At 71.5% G+C, this 17,137-nt stretch carries 13 protein-coding genes; 9 read left to right on the forward strand and 4 right to left on the reverse strand.

Translation table 11 applies throughout. The features are described 5' to 3' along the window. Positions 1 to 64 precede the first annotated feature (64 nt). Positions 65 to 1,477, reverse strand: coding sequence for an RICIN domain-containing protein (locus ACIPTO_RS03735; protein ID WP_366311998.1), 1,413 nt, complete (start codon positions 1,475 to 1,477; stop codon positions 65 to 67). Positions 1,478 to 1,638: 161 nt separating this feature from the next. On the opposite strand from ACIPTO_RS03735, the gene ACIPTO_RS03740 reads away from it, so the two are divergent. Next, positions 1,639 to 3,771: an autotransporter gene (locus ACIPTO_RS03740; RefSeq protein WP_401189235.1), complete on the forward strand. Its 2,133-nt coding sequence runs from the start codon at positions 1,639 to 1,641 to the stop codon at positions 3,769 to 3,771. 52 nt (positions 3,772 to 3,823) lie between these two features. Beyond that, entirely contained in the window at positions 3,824 to 4,753 is a 930-nt protein-coding gene (gene mmuM / locus ACIPTO_RS03745) for a homocysteine S-methyltransferase (RefSeq protein ID WP_401189237.1), read from the forward strand. 16 nt (positions 4,754 to 4,769) lie between these two features. Here the strand turns inward: mmuM and ACIPTO_RS03750 are convergent, their stop codons facing one another. Continuing rightward, the gene (locus ACIPTO_RS03750) at positions 4,770 to 5,822 is read right to left on the reverse strand and encodes a LacI family DNA-binding transcriptional regulator (protein WP_401189239.1); all 1,053 of its coding nucleotides are present in this window, start codon (positions 5,820 to 5,822) and stop codon (positions 4,770 to 4,772) included. Between the two features lie 187 nt (positions 5,823 to 6,009). Beyond that, a complete protein-coding gene (locus ACIPTO_RS03755) occupies positions 6,010 to 7,608 on the reverse strand; it encodes a carboxylesterase/lipase family protein (RefSeq protein WP_401189241.1) in 1,599 nt (532 codons plus the stop codon). 341 nt (positions 7,609 to 7,949) lie between these two features. Between ACIPTO_RS03755 and ACIPTO_RS03760 the strand changes: the two genes are divergently transcribed. The 7 genes from ACIPTO_RS03760 (at position 7,950) to ACIPTO_RS03790 (ending at position 16,408) form a co-directional block, all read left to right on the forward strand. Continuing rightward, the gene (locus ACIPTO_RS03760) at positions 7,950 to 8,963 is read left to right on the forward strand and encodes a hydroxyacid dehydrogenase (RefSeq protein ID WP_401189243.1); all 1,014 of its coding nucleotides are present in this window, start codon (positions 7,950 to 7,952) and stop codon (positions 8,961 to 8,963) included. A 119-nt stretch (positions 8,964 to 9,082) separates the two neighbouring features. Beyond that, positions 9,083 to 10,183 carry a LacI family DNA-binding transcriptional regulator gene (locus tag ACIPTO_RS03765; RefSeq protein ID WP_366312010.1) on the forward strand — a complete coding sequence of 367 codons (1,101 nt, stop codon included), beginning with the start codon at positions 9,083 to 9,085 and terminating at the stop codon, positions 10,181 to 10,183. 219 nt (positions 10,184 to 10,402) lie between these two features. Then, positions 10,403 to 11,734, forward strand: a complete 1,332-nt coding sequence (locus tag ACIPTO_RS03770) for an ABC transporter substrate-binding protein (RefSeq protein WP_401189245.1) — start codon at positions 10,403 to 10,405, stop codon at positions 11,732 to 11,734. 10 nt (positions 11,735 to 11,744) lie between these two features. Then, positions 11,745 to 12,629 carry a carbohydrate ABC transporter permease gene (locus ACIPTO_RS03775; RefSeq protein WP_401189247.1) on the forward strand — a complete coding sequence of 295 codons (885 nt, stop codon included), beginning with the start codon at positions 11,745 to 11,747 and terminating at the stop codon, positions 12,627 to 12,629. Next, a complete protein-coding gene (locus ACIPTO_RS03780; RefSeq protein ID WP_401189249.1) occupies positions 12,629 to 13,534 on the forward strand; it encodes a carbohydrate ABC transporter permease in 906 nt (301 codons plus the stop codon). The genes ACIPTO_RS03775 and ACIPTO_RS03780 overlap by 1 nt, the downstream gene beginning before the upstream one ends. Continuing rightward, a complete protein-coding gene (locus ACIPTO_RS03785) occupies positions 13,531 to 15,123 on the forward strand; it encodes a family 43 glycosylhydrolase (RefSeq protein ID WP_401189251.1) in 1,593 nt (530 codons plus the stop codon). The genes ACIPTO_RS03780 and ACIPTO_RS03785 overlap by 4 nt, the downstream gene beginning before the upstream one ends. Before the next feature lie 220 nt (positions 15,124 to 15,343). Further along, positions 15,344 to 16,408 carry a LacI family DNA-binding transcriptional regulator gene (locus tag ACIPTO_RS03790; protein ID WP_401189253.1) on the forward strand — a complete coding sequence of 355 codons (1,065 nt, stop codon included), beginning with the start codon at positions 15,344 to 15,346 and terminating at the stop codon, positions 16,406 to 16,408. A gap of 24 nt (positions 16,409 to 16,432) precedes the next feature. On the opposite strand, the gene ACIPTO_RS03795 is transcribed toward ACIPTO_RS03790, so the two are convergent. Beyond that, positions 16,433 to 17,086, reverse strand: coding sequence for a ThuA domain-containing protein (locus ACIPTO_RS03795; protein ID WP_401189254.1), 654 nt, complete (start codon positions 17,084 to 17,086; stop codon positions 16,433 to 16,435). Positions 17,087 to 17,137: the final 51 nt, after the last annotated feature.

The raw sequence follows: 17,137 nt of genomic DNA on the forward strand, positions 1-17,137 counted from the left end.
GGCCCGCCCGTACTGCCTGGGCCGCCCCTCGCGTCCGACGGCGGACGCGGTGGGCAGCCTGCTGTCAACTACCGCGCGTCCACTGCTGGTTGGTCGCACCACTGCACGCGTAGGTGATGATCGCGGCGGAGTTGGCGGTGGACGCGCCCGACACGTCCAGACACTCGCCGCTCGTCCTGGCCTTCACGAGGACGTAGCTGCCGGAGGTGGTCAGGCTCCACTGCTGGGTGGTGGCGCCGGTGCAGTTCTCCTGGGTCACGTTCGCGGCGTTCTCCTGGAGGCACAACGAGCTGCCCCGGCCCATGAGTTCGTAGTAGCCGGTGCCGAGGTCCTTGAACCACCACTTCTGGTTGGTGCCGCCGTTGCAGGTGTACTGGCTGATCGCGACGCCCTGCCACAGCGACTGGTTCGCCACGTCGGCGCACTTGGCGCTGTTGCGGGAGACGAGCGTGTTGTACGTCGCGCTCGTGCCGGTGACCGTGCCGGCGGCCGTGTCGATGGACACCTCCGGGTACCAGGACGCCATGGACATCGAGGTCGTGGTCGGGAACGTCAACGGCAGCCACACGTAACGGGAGTCGTTGACGGTGCCGCCGAAGGAGTTGCCCCAGCGGTCGCCCATGTAGAGGTACGAGGTGCCCGAAGTCCCCTGGACCGGGAGGACGTAGGCGGTCTGCGAGTTGTACGCGGTCGAGTCGCCGACGTTGGTGAACGCCGTCCACGGGCCGGTGATGCTGGTGGCGGTGGCGTACTGCTGCTGGTTGGCGCTCCAGCCGGTGGCGCCCGACGTCAGCATGAAGTAGACGCCGTTGCGCTTGAAGAGGGCCGGTGCCTCGCGGTGTCCGCCGGCCCACGGGTTGGCGACCAGGCTGTCGATGGCGGTGTAGTCGGCGGTGAGCCGGTAGATGTGCAGGTCGTAGTTCTCGTTGGCGGCGGAGACCATGTAGGCGGTGCCGTCGGTGTCGACGAACGTCGTGATGTCCCGGGACATGTTGTCGCCGAGCGGCTGGAAGCTGCCCTGGTAGGTGTAACTGCCGTCCACCGTCGAGGAGACGGCGACGGCGGCCTTCGCCTCGCTGTAGTCGACGCCGTTCTCCTTGTGCATCCACATCACGAACTTGCCGGTGGACGCGTTGTAGACGACCTTCGGCCGCTCGATGTACGCGGTGCCCAGTTCGGCCGCGCTGGACTGGGTCAGGACGTGGTTGCGGAACTCCCAGTTCTTCAGGTCCGTGGAGCGGTACGCGTCGACGTACTTGAAGGTGTTGTCGGCGTTACGGTCCTCGCCGAACCAGTAGTAGTAGCTGCCGACCTTGATCACCCCGCCGCCGTGCGCGTGCACGGCGTTGCCCGAAGTATCCGTGAACTGGGTGCCGTTGGTGATGGTCTGGGCCGCGGCCTGCGCCGGTCCGGCGGTCACCAGTGCCGCGGCGAGCGCGCAGCACAGGGCGACGAGGATTGCGTACACACGTCTCATCTGACGCCTCTCCGAAGGGAGTTCGAAATCTCGTACGGCATCTGTCATGACGAACGCCGAAAAGGTAAGGGTGTGTTACGGGAAGGTCAACGGTTCGTGCGGGACAAAGAAGGTCGCGAGATTTCTGTTGTCCGCAGCCGTCGGCGGGCGTCTCCGGAGACGTGCGCAGCCAAACCCGCAAGACCTCAGCCGCCGCGGGCGCCCTCGCGACCGTCGCCCTCCTCGTCGGCGCTCCCCCCGCCTCGGCCGCCGGTCCCCGTGACGCCACCGCCGACGTCCTCGCGGGCCGCGATGTGACGCTCACCGGCGACACGGTGGTCACCGTGCCGTCCGGGACGACGACGTACGACGGCGTGTTCCGCGGCCGGGGCACGCTGACCGTGCGCGGCGGCGGCACGCTGATCCTCACCGAGGACAGCGACTTCACCCTCCCGGCGGCCCGGCAGCGGCAGCGAGTGACCACCCGGGGCGGCAACCACCCGTACACCACCGTCAGCGACCCGGACCCGCCCGCGATCACGGTCGCCCGCGGCACAACTCTCCAGTACGGCACGGGTGGTGGGACCGGACTGATCGGCCACTTCCCCTACGGCACACCCGGCTACCGGCTCAACCAGCTCAACGTCCGGGTCGACGGCACCCTGCGCCTCTCCCTGACCCGCACCTTCAACATCGGCACGATCAGCGGCTCCGGCCTGGTCACCCAGCCGCGCGGCATGTGGGGGACCCTCGACCTGGCCGGAACCCACCCGTTCTCGGGCGTCCTCGACAACGGCACCGGCACGGCGGCCGGCCGCCCCGAGTACCCGGTCGCCCTCCCGCACGCCCGCGCGATCCTCAACCAGGGTTCCTGGATCATCGACACCCCGCTGGACCGGACGATCACCCTGCGCCAGAACTTCTACGAGCGGGAGTACGGCAGCGACGTCAACGTCCACTCGCGCCCCGGCAGCAAGGTCGTCCTCACCGGCCAGTACAGCTACAGCGACCGGGGCGGCGACACCGACCCCTCGCTCAGCGACCCCGGCCTCAACTGGCGTGCGACACCGCACCGGTCGAACAAGCGCGGCACCAACATCGAGGGCGCGGACGTCCAGTGGGGCGACGGCACCACCCACCGGATCTTCATGCCGGGCACCAGGGACACCGTCTACATCAACCTCCACGAGGCGAGCGGCGTCCGCTCCCGGCTCACCTTCGCCTACGACGGCCCGGTCACCCTGGGCGCACCGATCGGCGGCGGCAGGTACCACGACACGCTGGCCGCGCCCGGCGCCGGGGACATCGTCGTCGCCGGGACGCGCGGCAACGACGTGACCTTCGCGGCGCCGCAGTTCTACGACGGGTCGACGACCGTGGAGAAGGGGGCGGTGCTGCGGATCGGGTCCGGCAGGACGGGCGGCGACGGCGGAGTGCTGACGGGCACGGAGCAGCGGCGGATCGTCGACGACGGGACCCTCGTCGTCCGCAACGCGGCACTCGCCGTCCGGCTGTCGCACATCGGCGGCCGGGGTTCCCTCGTACAGTCCGGCACCGCGACGACGACGCTGTCGGGCCCCGAGGTGACGTACACGGGGACGACGACGGTCTCGAAGGGCACGCTGGCGCTGCGGTCGGGGGCGACGCTCGCCCGCAGCAGGGCGATCCGGCTCACCTCGGCGGGCGCGCGGCTCGACGTGGGGTCGGCCGGTCTGCGGGTGCCGACGGAACTGACCGGTGCGGGCACCGTGCAGGGTTCGCTCACGAACGACGGCCTGGTGACGACCGGCCTCTCCGTGGCCGGCGACTACGCGCAGAGCGCGCGGGGTCAACTCGTCCTGGGCGCCGAGCCGTTGAAGGTGGCGGGCGCGGTCGGCCTCGCGGGCGACCTGGACCTCTCGGCCGCCGGCGCCCACCCGGCACGGACCGTCACGGTCCTCGACCACACCGGTCACGCACCGACGACGGGCGCCTTCAGGGGACTGCGCGAGGGCGCCGAGGTCCAGCTCGCCGACACGACGTACCGCATCAGCTACCGCGGCGGCGACGGCAACGACGTCGTCCTGACCACCGCGACCAGGCACAGCACCTCCCCCACCGCCCGGCCAGGGACACCGTCCGGAACGGCCCTCGCCGAAACCGGCACCACGGACACCGCCCGCGGCGACGGCTTCGGCTGGTGGCCCTGCGCCCTCGGTCTCGGCCTACTCGGCGGCCTGCTGGGCCCGGCAGCCAGACGCACCCGGGGCAGCGGCGGGCGCGGGACCGGGAGCAGGCGCGGCAGCCGGGGCGGGAGCGGGCGGCAGGCCGGCTAGAAGCGACGGCCCTCCCGTCCGGCCGACCGGCCGTATAGACTAACGTCATGACATGACCAGCCATGCCTCTGCCCCGTTCACCGACGCCCTCGCCGCCGGGACGCTCGTCCTCGACGGCGGGCTGTCCAACCAGCTCGGGGCGGCCGGGCACGATCTGAGCGACGAGCTGTGGTCGGCGCGGCTCCTCGCGGACCGGCCCGAGGCGATCACCGAGGCGCACCTCGCGTACTTCGAGGCGGGCGCCGACGTGGCGATCACCTCCAGCTACCAGGCCAGCTTCGAGGGCTTCGCCAAGCGCGGCATCACACCCGACCGGGCGGCCGAACTCATCGCCCTGAGCGTCGAGTTGGCGCGCGGCGCGGCCGTGGAGGCGGAGCGGCGGGGCGACAGGCGGCGCCTGTACGTGGCCGCCTCGGTCGGGCCCTACGGCGCGATGCTCGCGGACGGCTCCGAGTACCGGGGGCGGTACGGGCTGAGCGTGGCCGAGCTGGAGGGGTTCCACCGGCCCCGTATGGAGGCGCTGGCCGCCGTCGGCCCGGACGTGCTGGCCCTGGAGACGATCCCGGACACCGTCGAGGCCGAGGCCCTGCTGCGGGCGGCACGCGGCCTCGGGGTGCCGGCCTGGCTGTCGTACTCGATCGCGGGGGAACGCACCCGCGCAGGCCAGCCGCTGGAGGAGGCGTTCGCGCTGGCCGCCGAGACCGACGAGATCGTCGCGGTCGGCGTCAACTGCTGCGCCCCCGAGGACGTCGAGGGCGCGGTCGAGACGGCGGCCCGGGTCACCGGCAAGCCGGTCGTGGTCTACCCCAACAGCGGCGAGACCTGGGACGCGGGGGCCCGCGCGTGGACCGGCCGTACGACCTTCGCCGCCGAGCAGGTCGAGGGCTGGCGGGACTCCGGCGCCCGGCTGATCGGCGGGTGCTGCCGGGTGGGACCGGGGGCGATCACGTCGATCGCGCGGACGCTGGACGAGGTCGCCTGAACGTCCATGCCCCGGTCTAGGTCGTGTCTGCGACCGAGTTCCGCACGACCACGTGGGTGCCCAGCAGCAGGTGCTCGTCCGGGAACTCCGGGGTGCGGCCCAGCGCGGTGCGGACGGCGAGGCGGCCGAGTTCCTCGTAGGGGACGTGGACCGTGGTCAGGGCGGGGTGCAGGTCGCGGGCGAAGGGGATGTCGTCGTACCCGGCCAGGGAGACATCGCCGGGTACGTCGAGGCCCGCCTCGTGCAGGGCGGTGAGCGCGCCCGCGGCGACCATGTCGGTGGCCGCGACCACCGCCGTGAACTCCAGTTCCCGGCTCAGCGCGTGGCGCATCAGGCGGTGGCCCGAGTCGCGGGTGAAGTCGCCGTGGAGCAGCAGGCCGGGGTCGGGTTCGAGGCCGCGGGCGCGGTGCGCGGCGAGGTAACCGCGTGCACGTCCCTGCGCGGTCGTGTGGTCCGGCCTGCCGCCGAGGAACAGGACCCGCCGGTGGCCCTGGGCCAGGACGTGCGCGACGAGGGCGTAGGCGCCGCCTTCGTTGTCGTACTCGATGACCGTGACCGGCGCTCCCGGGCCGAGCGGCGGGCGTCCGCAGAGCACGAGCCGGGAGCCGGCCGCGGCGAGCGAGTCGGCGATCCGGCGGGTGCGCTCGCGGTACTCGGGGGTGTCGGCGGTGCCGCCGACGAGGATCACGGCGGCGGTGCGCTGGGCGCGCATGGTCTCGATGAAGTCCAGTTCGCGCTGGATGTCGCCCTCGGTGCTGCACACCAGGCAGAGATGCCCGAGCCGGGTCGCCTCACGCTCCACACCGTGTGCCATCAGGGCGAACGAGGGTCCGGTGATGTCATCCAGGACGAAAGCCAGGGTCGGCGTCCCGACCCCGGCCACCGCCTTGGCGCGCGCGTCGGCCACGTAGTCCAGGTCGCGGACCGCCCGCAGCACGCGGGTGCGGGTCGCCGTGCTCACCGGGTAGTCGCCGCCGAGCACCCGCGACACCGTGGACGCGGACACCCCGGCGCGGGCCGCCACGTCCCGGATGGTGCTCCCGCTCGCGTCCGGGCTCTTCCTCGTCATCTGCCGCCCCGCCCCTCCGCGGCCGGTGGAAACACTCCGGCAACCGGTTCCCTGCGCGGAGGGTAGCAGCGGGCGACGGCGGGGAGGAGGGGCGTGTATCGGCCACTTCGCCTACTACGTCAGCGGGAAGACGGTCGACCGCCGTCTCCGGGCAACCGGTTTCCGCATCCACTCCTCCCGGCCGCTCTCACGACGACCTGCGCACGTCTCCCGTCCGCCGCAGCCGCCGCCGTACGACCGACCGCAGTTCGGTGGCGCTGCGCACGGTCGGCGTGCTCTCGGCCCGGGCCGCCATCTCCTTCACCACGGCGTCGGTCGCCCACAGGGCGAACTCGGGGTCCCGCGCTCCGTGCGCGACGTACGGCTCGCCCTCGCCGAAGATCCGGACCGGATGCGTGTCGTCCCAGGCCTGCCAGCCCGGGTCGCCGTCGACCGCGAACCGCACCCACGCCCCGTGCATGGCGTCGGCGAGCGACTGGGGCGCGCCCTGACCGGCGAGTCTGGCGGACTCGGGGATGTCCCCGGTGTCGAAGACGAAGCCGAGTTCGAGGGCGTGGCAGGAGCCGAGGTCGGGGAGGTTGGAGGGCCAGGCGAACTCGTAGACGTGGGCGGTGCCGGGGCGGGCGTCGGCGAGGCGGTGCAGGGGGTAGCGGAGCAGGTGGTCGGTGACGAGCTGGCCGACGGTCTCGGCGGTGCCGGCCCCCGGGTGCAGCGCGCGGTAGCCGCGCGGAACCTCGACACCGCAGTGGCAGCGGGCCATCGCACCGGCCAGGGCGACCGCGCCGAGCCGGTCGACGCGCTCGTGGAGTCCGCCGGGGACCAGCCACAGCCGGTACTCGTCGCGGGTCCAGCCCAGCATCAGGTCGACGTCCCGGGCGACCTCGCCGTCGACGAGCGCCTCCAGCGGATCGCGGGGCACCATTTCGCCGTCGATGACGATCCCGAAGGTGGGTCCGCCGAGCACCGGGCTGCTGAGTCTGCCCACGTCGGCCTGGGTGCGGAGCAGCAGCTCGCGGTCGACGGCGGCGAAGGCCTCGGCGGTGGCGGGGATCTTCAGCCTGGTCGCCATCCGGCGCACCATCCGCCGTACCTTGTCGCGGTCGAAGGCCTCCGGGGGCCCGCTCTGCAGCACGGCCCGCCGGACCAGCCCCTGCGCCTGCGGTACGGCGAGCAGGGCGCCGATGCTGATCGCGCCGGCGGACTGCCCGAACAGGGTGATCCGGTCGGGATCGCCGCCGAACGCCGCGATGGACTCGTACACCCAGCGCAGCGCGGCGAGCTGGTCGCGCAGGCCGGGGTTGGCGGGGGCGTCCGGAAAGAGGCCGTAACCCTCCACGCCCAGGCGGTAGTTGACCGAGACCATGACGACACCGTCGCGGGCGAAGGCGTGGCCGTCGTAGACCGGGACGGCCGACGAACCCCGGGTCAGCGCGCCGCCGTGCAGCCACACCATGACCGGCAGCCGGGCGCCGCGGCCGGGCTCCGGGGTCCACACGTTCAGGTTGAGGCAGTCGTCGCCGGGCACGACGGGGTCGGAGAGCAGTTTGGCGAAGGCGTCGGAGTACGGCGGTTTCGGCGCGGTGGGGCCGAAGTCGAGCGCGTCGCGCACCCCGGTCCAGGGCTCGGGCGGGACGGGCGGGCGGAAGCGGTGCTGTCCGAAGGGGGGTGCCGCGTAGGGGATGCCCCGGAAGACCGCGATCCCGTTCTCGTACCGGCCGCGCACCGCCCCGTAGGGGGTTCCCACCACGGGGGCCGTCCGCTCTGCCGTCTGCGTCGTAGCCGTCATCCGCCCACCAGCTCCTCACCACGCTCGTGAACCATGCTGCTCATCAGAGCATCACATCGCGCGCGGCTATTCCGGCGGACGAGCGCGGCTGGACGGGTCACGGCGGGCTCCCGGAGGCCGGCCGCGTCGCTCCGCGGCGGCTGCGGGCCCGGCGACGGCCGCCCTGTCTCCGCGCTCCGCGCCCGTTCCCACCGATTGACCCCCGCTCCACGGCAGACCTACGGTAGAAGACGCTTTCAGAAACAGTTTCCGACCCCGCTCCCCCATCGCACTCCCACGCCGCACTCCCCTCGCATTTCCGTCGCACTCGCGTCGCACTTCCGTCGCGCCTCTGGAGGGTCATGCCCAGCGCCCAGCAACCCAGGACCGTGTTCGCCATGGATCCGGTGCACCTGCCCCTGCTCTTCCCCCCGCCCCTGCTGGACCGCCTCCGCCGGACGGCCGAGATCGAACCCGGCCTGGTCGTACGGGACTTCGGCGCTCCCGAGGCCGCCGAGGCCCTGGCGGGTGCCGAGGTGCTGATCACCGGGTGGGGCTGCCCGCACCTCGACGCGGACGCGCTGGCGGCGGTACCCCGGCTGCACACCGTGCTGCACGCGGCGGGCTCGGTCCGTTCACTGGTCGGCGAGGCCCTGTGGGAGCGCGGAGTGACCGTGTCCAGCGCGGTCACCGGCAACGCGCTCCCGGTCGCCGAGTACACCCTCGCGATGATCCTGCTGGCCGGGAAGGACACCTTCGCCCAGCGGGAGCGCTTCCGGCACACGCACACCCGTCCGACTCCCGCCGAGACCGCGCCGATCGGCAACCTCGGCCGCCGGATCGGCGTCATCGGCGCCTCCCGCGTGGGCCGCCGCCTCCTGGAACTGCTGCGGCCGTACGACTTCGAGGTCCTCCTGCACGACCCCTACGTCAGCGTCACCGAGGCCACCGCGCTGGGGGCCGAACTCTTTTCGCTGGACGACCTGTTGAGCCGGAGCGACATCGTCAGCCTGCACGCCCCCGACATCCCCGAGACGCAGCGCATGCTGGACCGCGGGCGGCTCGCGCTCATCCGGGACGGCGCCGTGCTGATCAACACCTCACGGGGCGCCCTGATCGACCACGAGGCCCTCACCGACGAGCTGTTGTCGGGCCGGCTGACCGCGATCCTCGACGTGACGGACCCCGAGCCGCTGCCTCCCGCGTCCCCGCTCTACAAGCTCCCCAACGTCTTCCTCACCCCGCACATCGCGGGCTCCCTCGGCAACGAGCTCGCGCGGCTCGGCGGCATCGTCGTCGACGAGCTGGAACGCCTGGCCGCGGGCCTGCCGCCGGCCCACGAGGTACGGCACGCGGACCTGGCCCGTGTCGCCTGATCCACGCCGTCCACAGGCCGCTGCACCGGGCATGGCCTTGGGATACGGTTTCCGGACCGGCGCGGGGGCACGCCTCAGGCATCCGCTGGAGACATGGTCATGACGAAGGAGTCGCTACGGTGAGTCAGCGCAGGGCGTCGGGCGACACCGGCCGGGCGACGATCCGGGACGTGGCGGAGCGCGCCGGGGTCTCCGTGGCGAGCGTCTCGCGCGTGCTGTCCGGCAACTACCCGGTGTCGGAGGAGCTGCGCCGCCGGGTGCTGAAGGTCGTCGGCGACCTGGACTACGTCACCAACGCGCACGCCCGCTCCCTGGCCGGCGGCGGCACGCCCACGGTGGCGATCCTCATGAACAACATCACCGGCGCCGCGTTCGCCCACGTGGCCAAGGGAGTCGAGGGCGCGGCCACCCTGCGCGGCTGGCTCTCCCTGGTCGGCACGACCGGCGACGACCCGGAGCGCGAGCTCGCGCTGGTGAACCTGATGCGCCAACAGGGCGTGGCCGCCGTGGTGTTGTTGGGCGGCGCGTACGACCTCGACGAGTACCGCCTGCGCATGGCCCGCTTCGCCCGCTCCCTCGACGCGGCGGGCTCGCACCTCGTGCTCGTCGGCCGCCCGCCGCTGGAGGGCGACGTCCCGGCGACGACGGTCGACTACGACAACGAGGGCGGCGCCTACGCCATGGCCAGCCACCTCCTCTCGGCCGGCCACCGCCGGATCCTGGTGCTCCCCGGACATGCCGAACTCACCACGGCACAGGGCAGGTTGAAGGGGGCGCAACGGGCCTTCGAGGCGTACGGCCTGCCCTTCGACCCGGGGATGGTGCGGCACGGCCCGTACGACTACGAGCACGGGTACGAGGCGGTGGAGGACACCCTGAAGGAGGGCGTGGACTTCACCGCGGTGCTCGCCGGGACCGACGTGGTCGCCGCGGGCGCCATGCAGGCACTGCGCGCGGCGGGCCTGCGGGTCCCGGAGGACGTGTCGATCGTCGGCTACGACGACATCCCGCTGGCGTCCCAGCTGACCCCGCAGCTGACCACCGTGCACGTCCCGTACGAGGAGATGGGCCGGGTCGCGCTGCGCGCGGTGGCGGACCGGCGGGAGGGCGGCGGCGCGGGCCGGCGCAGGGGCGGCGACGGCGACCATCTGGTGCTGGGCACGCATGTCGTCGTACGGAACTCGGTCCGGCCGCCCGCACGGCACGACCAGGGCCGGTAGGACCGGGGCCACGGGCCCCAGGGGAGCTGCCGAAGCGGCCGGAGCGCTCGGAAGATCCTCTGTTACGTAACCGGTTTCCTTCCACATCCGCAGGTCAGACGGGGTCTGTACAGGCCCGTCGAAACAAGGTGCTGCACACCTCTTGCTCCGAACAGTCCATCCTGCCTACCTTCCCAGCAACCGGTTTCTACCTTATCGCTTCCGAAGGAACACGGTCTGATGAACTCCACCAGCCCCAGGAGAAGGTTCGCTCGCGCAGCAGTCGCGGGCCTCGCGCTGACGGGTCTGCTCTCCGCCTGCGGCGGATCCGGCTCGGAGGACAAGGCGTCCTCCGGTCCCGTCACCCTCCCCTTCTGGGGCTGGGCCAACGGTCAGGACGCGGTCGTGCGGGCGTTCAACGCCGCGCACAAGGACGTCAGGCTCAAGTACACCAAGGTCACCGACCAGTTGACGATGCAGAAGCAGCTGACCAACGCGGTCAAGGCGGGCAACGCGCCCTGCCTGGTGCAGAACACGGCGGAGTACGTGACCACCTGGGTCTCGCAGGGCGCGCTGGCCGATATCTCGCAGTATGTCTCAGCGGACCGGGACAAGTTCAACGCGGGCGCGTGGTCCAGTGCCCAGGTTCAGGGCAAGTCCTATGGCGTGCCGACGAGTTCGGCCCCGGCGTTCACGATCTACCGTACCGACGTCTTCAAGAAGTACGGTCTCAAGGCGCCGACGACGTGGGACGAGTTCATCGCCGCGGGCAAGGTTCTCACGAAGCACGGCATCAAGATCACCAACTATGCCGGTGAGGACCCCAGCACCCTCGAAGTGCTTGCGATGCAGGCGGGCGCCCATTGGTACGCGATCGACGGCGACGCCTGGAAGGTCGACTTCCAGGACGCGGGCAGCCTCAAGGCCGCCCAGGTGATCCAGGACATCATCGACGACGACCTCAACTCCACGCTGTCGTTCGCCGATTACGCGGCCGTGCAGCGCAACTTCGACAACGGCGGCACCGCGACCCGGCAGATCTCCACCTGGCAGATGGCGGGCATGGTGCAGAACTTCACCAAGTCCGACGGCAAGTGGGCGCTGTCGCCCTGGCCGACGTTCGCGGGCGAGGCCGCGAAGACGCCCGCCGGGACGAACCAGAGCGGTGGCGTCACGCTGGTGACCAAGCAGTGCGCGCACCAACAGCAGGCCGCCGAGGCCGCGTTGTGGCTGTCGACGAACCCGGGCGCGGTACGGACGATGGCGAGCCCGACCACCGGTAACGGGGTGATGCCGGCGCTGGCCGACAGCGACGCGTACGTCGCCGAGTCGATCTCGGACAAGCTCCTCGGGACGAACTACGAGCCCGCGAAGAAGGTCGTCACCGACAGCCTCGGCACCGTGACGTCGGACTGGGTGTTCGGCCCGGACTGGACCGCGATGTTCACGGAGTTGCAGACCCAGTGGGGCAAGGTGGTCGGCAAGCAGGAGAAGGTCACCGATCTGCTGGCGCACATGCAGGAGTGGACGGTCCAGGACCTGAAGTCCCGCGGTATCAGCGTCAAGGGCTGAGGCGGCACCGATGATCCGCTCCCAGCGCTGGAAGGGCGCCGCGTTCACGGTGCCCTTCCAGCTCGGCTTCGTCTTCCTCTACCTGATCCCGATCGGCTACGCCCTCTACCAGTCCCTGTACCGTGCGCAGTCCTCCGGACTCGGCCTGGGCGGCAGCACCGACACGTTCTCCGGCCTGCACAACTACCAGCAGGGCCTGACCGACGCGGCGTTCATGAACGCGGTCCTGCGCGTGGTGGTGTTCGCCTGCGTGCAGATCCCGCTGATGCTGCTCGCCAGCCTGCTCCTGGCCCTGTTCCTCGACGCACTGTCCGCCAGGGCGGCGGGCCGCTTCCGGATCCTTCTCCTGGTGCCGTACATGATCCCCGGGGTGGTCGCGGCCATCGTGTGGATCAACCTCTACAGCCCGGACGTCGGACCGCTGACACCGCTGGGCAGAGTCTTCGGCCTGTCCTGGGACTTCTTCGCACCGTCGATGGTGTGGCCGTCCATCGGCAACCTGCTGACCTGGCACGGCATCGGCTACAACATGGTCATCATCCACGCCGCGCTCCAGGGCGTCCCCCGCGAGCTGTTCGAGGCGGCCCGGCTGGACGGCGCCTCCGAGACCCGCATCGCAACAAGCATCAAAATCCCCTACATACGGGGCGCGTTGGTGCTGACCGGGATGCTGTCCATCATCCAGATGCTGCAGATCTTCAACGAGCCCGCGCTGTTCCGCAACGTCACCCCGCAGACCGTCGACGACAGCTTCACACCGATCATGGTCATCTACAACCAGGCCTTCAACGCCGGCAACTACCACTACGCGGCAGCGCTTTCGGTCCTCCTCGCCCTCCTCCTCGGTCTCGCCTCCTTCCTCTTCTACCGGCTCACCGCGAAGGAGGCCCACTGATGACCCTCACCGAAGAACGCCGCGGCACCCGCCAGCTCCGCCGCCTCAACACACCCGATCCGGCGGCCCGTTCACGCGGCGGCCAGCGCTTCCTCCTCGCCGGCCTCGCCCTGGCCAGCGCCTACAGCCTCTTCCCCGTGTGGTGGCTGATCGTCGCCGCCACCAAGAACCGCACAGGCCTCTACCAGAGCAATGGCCTCTGGTTCTCCGGCATGCACCTCTGGCAGAACATCCGCCAGGTCTTCACCTACGACCACGGCATCTTCCTGCGCTGGACCGCCAACTCCCTCCTCTACGCCGGCATCGGCTCCCTCGGCGGCACCCTCATCGCCCTCGCCACCGGCTACGGCCTCGCCCGCTTCGACTTCCCCGGCCGCAGCACGGTCTTCGCCTGCGTGATCGGCTCCTTCCTCATCCCCATCGCCCTGCTGACCCTGCCGCTCTACCTGATGTTCTCGACCATCGGCCTGGTCGACACCCCCTGGGCCATGCTGATCCCCTGCCTGATCAACCCCTTCAGCGTCTACCTCGCCAAGGTCTACACCGAGGCCACCATCCCCTTCGAACTCCTCGAAGCCGCACGACTGGACGGCGCCGGCGAACTGCGGATCTTCCTCAGCATCGTCCTGCGCATGATGACCACCGGCGCAGCAACCGTCTTCCTGCTCGCCTTCGTCAACACCTGGAACGCCTTCTTCCTCCCCCTGACCGTCCTGCGCGGCGAGACCAACTGGACCCTCACCATCGGCCTCTACAACTGGACCGGCAAACGCCTCGAATCCGGCGTCGACCTCACCGGCCTGGTCCTGACCGGCGCACTCCTCTCCATCATCCCCATGGCCGTGATGATGATCGCGATGCGACGCTACTGGCGCACCGGCGTCACCCTGGGAGCCCTCAAGTGACCGTGCTGCGCAACCCCGTTGTCCGTGGTTTCGCCCCCGACCCGTCGATGGTGCGGGTCGGCGACTGGTACTACGTGGCCACGAGCTCCTTCGAGTGGTTTCCCACGATCCCGATCCACCGCTCCCGCGATCTCGCCGACTGGCGGTACGCGGGCCATGTCCGGGGCGCGATCCCCGGTGACTCCCTCGCCGGGGTCCCCGACTCGGGCGGTGTCTGGGCACCCTCGCTGAGCTGGGACGGGGAGCGGTTCTGGCTGACGTACGCGGTGGTCCGCTCGGTCGGCACGCCGTACTTCGACCTGGACGTGTACGTGACGACGGCGACGGACGCGGCCGGGCCGTGGACGGCTCCGCGGCGGGTGGTGAGCCACGGTTTCGACCCGGCGCTGTTCCATGACGAGGGCCGGCTGTGGCTGCTCAACCTCCAGAACGACTGCCGCCCCGGGGCCCGCCGCTTCGCGGGCATCGTCGCCACCGAACTGGACCGCGACACGCTCGCCCCGATCGGCCCCACACGGCTGTTGCTCCAGCGTGAACGGCTGGTGGAGGGGCCGAAGTTGGTGCGGCGCGGCGGCTGGTACCACCTGCTGCTCGCGGAGGGCGGCACGGGATTCGAGCACGGCGTGCTGGCGGCACGCGCCCGTACGGTCACCGATCCCTACGAGGTGGACGAGCGCCCGCTGCTGACGTCCCGAGACGATCCGTCGGTGCCGTTGCAGAAGGCGGGACACGGCGAACTGGTCGAACTGCCGGGCGGGGAGTGGGTGTTGAGCCATCTGGCGGCCCGCCCGGTCGCCACTCCGGACGGGCCGCGCTGCACCCTGGGCCGGGAGACCGCGATCCAGGCGGTGACCTGGGACGAGGACGGCCGGCCGAGGCTGCGGCAGGGCGGTTGGCATCCGGCGGTCGAGGTGGACGTACCCACACGGCCCGCCCTACTGGAGCAACTCCCGCACTCCGAGGGACCGTTGGGCTGGCCGTGGAGCAGTCCGCGCGGGTACCCGGACCCGTCCTGGGCCGACGTCGGCACCCGTCCCGGCTGGATCCGGCTGCGCGGGCGGCACGGGCCGGAGTCGCGGTGGGCGCACAGTCTGCTGGCCCAGCGGATCACGGAGCACCGCGCGGAGGCCGAAGTGACGGTCGAGGCGCGGCCGTTGACCTTCACGCAAGCTGCCGGGCTGGTGCTCTGGTACGGGACCGAGGCATACCTGAGCCTGCATCTGACATGGGCGGAGCCCGAGGGCGAGGGGCAGCGGGGGCAGCAGTGGGCGGGGGGTGGCCGTACGGTGCTGAGCCTGGTGGAACGGGATGAGAGCGGGACACGGCAGGTGGCGGTCGTAGCGGTGGATGCCGGTGGGCCGTTGACGCTGGGGGTGACGGTCGAGGGGGCGGGGGCGAGGTTCTGGTGGCTGCGGGAGGGGGAACGGACGCCGGTCGGGCCGGAGTTGGACTTCAGTCGGCTGTCCGACGACTACGGGTCGCGGCTGCGGTTCACGGGGGCGATGGCAGGGGTCCATGCGTGGGATCCGGTCGGGGACGGGTTCACGGCGGACTTCGCAGGTTTCCGGCTGACGTGCCGGCCCGGCTGAGACGTGTGGGTCCGACCGGTCCGAAGGTGGCGCTTTCTCCCCTGTCCGGGGTTTCGAAAGATCGGGTCGGTGCCATCAGGTGAATTCCCTGGTCTTCCCGCCGTGTTGAGGCACGCCTATCGTAGGAAGCGCTTTCTGATCGACGGGTGGCCGGTCGCGGGAAGCGGCGCTGGTCGGAAACTTTCGAGGGCCCTCGGGCGGGCTGGAGAGGCGGTATCCGATGGTCCGTACGGGGAGCGCGGGCGGGCCTGCGGGGCCGACGCTGGCGGTCGTGGCCCGGGAGGCGGGGGTGTCCGTGCCGACGGCGTCCAAGGTGGTCAACGGCCGGGAGGACGTGGCGCCGGGGACGCGGCGGCGGGTGACGGAGGCGCTGGAACGGCTCGGGTACGTACGCAGGCCGAGGTTCGACGCGGGCAGGGCTCCGGGAATGGTCGACCTGGTGGTCCACTCCCTGGACAGTTCCTGGTCGGGGGCGGTGCTGCACGGGGTGGAGGCGGCGGCGTACGAAGCGGGGTACGAGGTGGTGGTCTCGGCCGGGCTCAGCCGGACGCGGGCGGACCGGCCCGAACGGGGCTGGCTGGACAGGCTGGTCGGCCGGGGTTCGTCCGGAGTCCTGTTCAATCTGGCGGAGTTGACCCCGTCCCAGTACGCCTGGCTCGACCAGCACCGCATCCCGTTCGTGATGATCGACCCCGTGCACGAGCCGCCGCCGGGCGTGCTGTCGGTCGGCGCGGCCAACTGGCAGGGCGGGGTGACCGCGACCGAGCACCTGCTCGCCCTGGGCCACGAACGCATCGCCGTCATCGCCGGTCACCGGCACAAGATGTGCAGTGCGGCCCGCGTCGCCGGATACCGCTCCGCGCTCACCTCGGCGGGGATTCCGATCCGCCCCGACCACATCCGCCACGGCGGCTTCGACCAGGCGACGGCCCGCACCCGGACGCGCGAACTCCTCGACCTGCCCGAGCCGCCCACGGCGGTCTTCGTCTGCTCCGACCGGATGGCCCTGGGCGTCTACGAGGCGCTGGCGGAACGGCGGTTGAGGGTTCCGGACGACATCAGCGTGGTCGGCTTCGACGACCTGCCCGAGGCCCGCTGGGTGACGCCGGCGCTGACCACGATCCGGCAGCCGCTGTCGGAGATGGCGGCGACGGCGCTGCGGTTACTGGTCCGGCTGATGGACGGGGACCGGCCGGAGGGGACGCGGACGGAGCTGTCGACGCGGCTGGTGGAGCGCGCGAGCACCGGGGTTCCGGGCGGCCGGTACGCGAACCGCAGTTCGTGACCGTGGCGGCGGGGGGCGGCGCCTCTAGGCCAGTCCCGCCGCCCAGTTGATGCCGCCGAGCAGATGTGCGCGGAAGGCCGGGTCCTCGTAGGCCTCGGAGGCGTGGCCCAGCGACGTGTAGAAGACCCGTCCGGCGCCCTTCTCCTGGCACCAGGCCAGGGGGTGGTCGGCACCCATCCGGCCGCCCTGGTAGGAGGATTCGTCGGCCGTGACGAGGACGTGCACCGAACTCCTGGGATTGGTGCGGAAGTCGTACCACTCGTCCGTGAACTGCCATACGGCGGGCAGGTGTCGCGTGGCCGGGTGGGTGTCGTCCTCGACGACGGCCTTGCCGGGCTGGTAGGCGGGGTGCCCGGCGAAGCGGGCGCCCAGCAGGTCGCCGTAGTACGGCCAGTCGTACTCCGTGCAGGCCGCCGCGTGGACCCCGACGAAGCCGCCGCCCGACTCGACGTGGGCGGCCAGGTGTCGGCGGCCCGTGGGTGTCAGGACCTCGCCGCTGGTGGAGAGGAAGACGACGGCGGCGTAGTCGGTCAGGGGGCGTTCGAAGGCGGCCGGGTCCTCCGTCGCGGTGACCTCGAAGGGGCCGAGGGTGCGGACGGCCGCCACGGCGGCCGGGATGGAGTCGTGGCGGTAGGCGGTCGTCCGGGTGTAGACGAGGAGACGGGGCGCGGCAGCCATGCGGGCCAGCCTATTTCACGCCGGGGGCGCGGTCTCTCTCCGGCGGCGGGG

Source organism: Streptomyces sp. NPDC090083 (assembly GCF_044747445.1).
GTDB lineage: Bacteria > Actinomycetota > Actinomycetes > Streptomycetales > Streptomycetaceae > Streptomyces.

Bases quoted from the DNA above. Each gene is read 5' to 3' on its own strand.
- ACIPTO_RS03735 (WP_366311998.1), bottom strand. From the start codon at position 1,477: ATGAGACGTGTGTACGCAATCCTCGTCGCCCTGTGCTGCGCGCTCGCC.
- mmuM (WP_401189237.1), top strand. From the start codon at position 3,824: ATGACCAGCCATGCCTCTGCCCCGTTCACCGACGCCCTCGCCGCCGGG.
- ACIPTO_RS03750 (WP_401189239.1), bottom strand. From the start codon at position 5,822: ATGACGAGGAAGAGCCCGGACGCGAGCGGGAGCACCATCCGGGACGTG.
- ACIPTO_RS03755 (WP_401189241.1), bottom strand. From the start codon at position 7,608: ATGACGGCTACGACGCAGACGGCAGAGCGGACGGCCCCCGTGGTGGGA.
- ACIPTO_RS03760 (WP_401189243.1), top strand. From the start codon at position 7,950: ATGCCCAGCGCCCAGCAACCCAGGACCGTGTTCGCCATGGATCCGGTG.
- ACIPTO_RS03770 (WP_401189245.1), top strand. From the start codon at position 10,403: ATGAACTCCACCAGCCCCAGGAGAAGGTTCGCTCGCGCAGCAGTCGCG.
- ACIPTO_RS03775 (WP_401189247.1), top strand. From the start codon at position 11,745: ATGATCCGCTCCCAGCGCTGGAAGGGCGCCGCGTTCACGGTGCCCTTC.
- ACIPTO_RS03780 (WP_401189249.1), top strand. From the start codon at position 12,629: ATGACCCTCACCGAAGAACGCCGCGGCACCCGCCAGCTCCGCCGCCTC.
- ACIPTO_RS03790 (WP_401189253.1), top strand. From the start codon at position 15,344: ATGGTCCGTACGGGGAGCGCGGGCGGGCCTGCGGGGCCGACGCTGGCG.
- ACIPTO_RS03795 (WP_401189254.1), bottom strand. From the start codon at position 17,086: ATGGCTGCCGCGCCCCGTCTCCTCGTCTACACCCGGACGACCGCCTAC.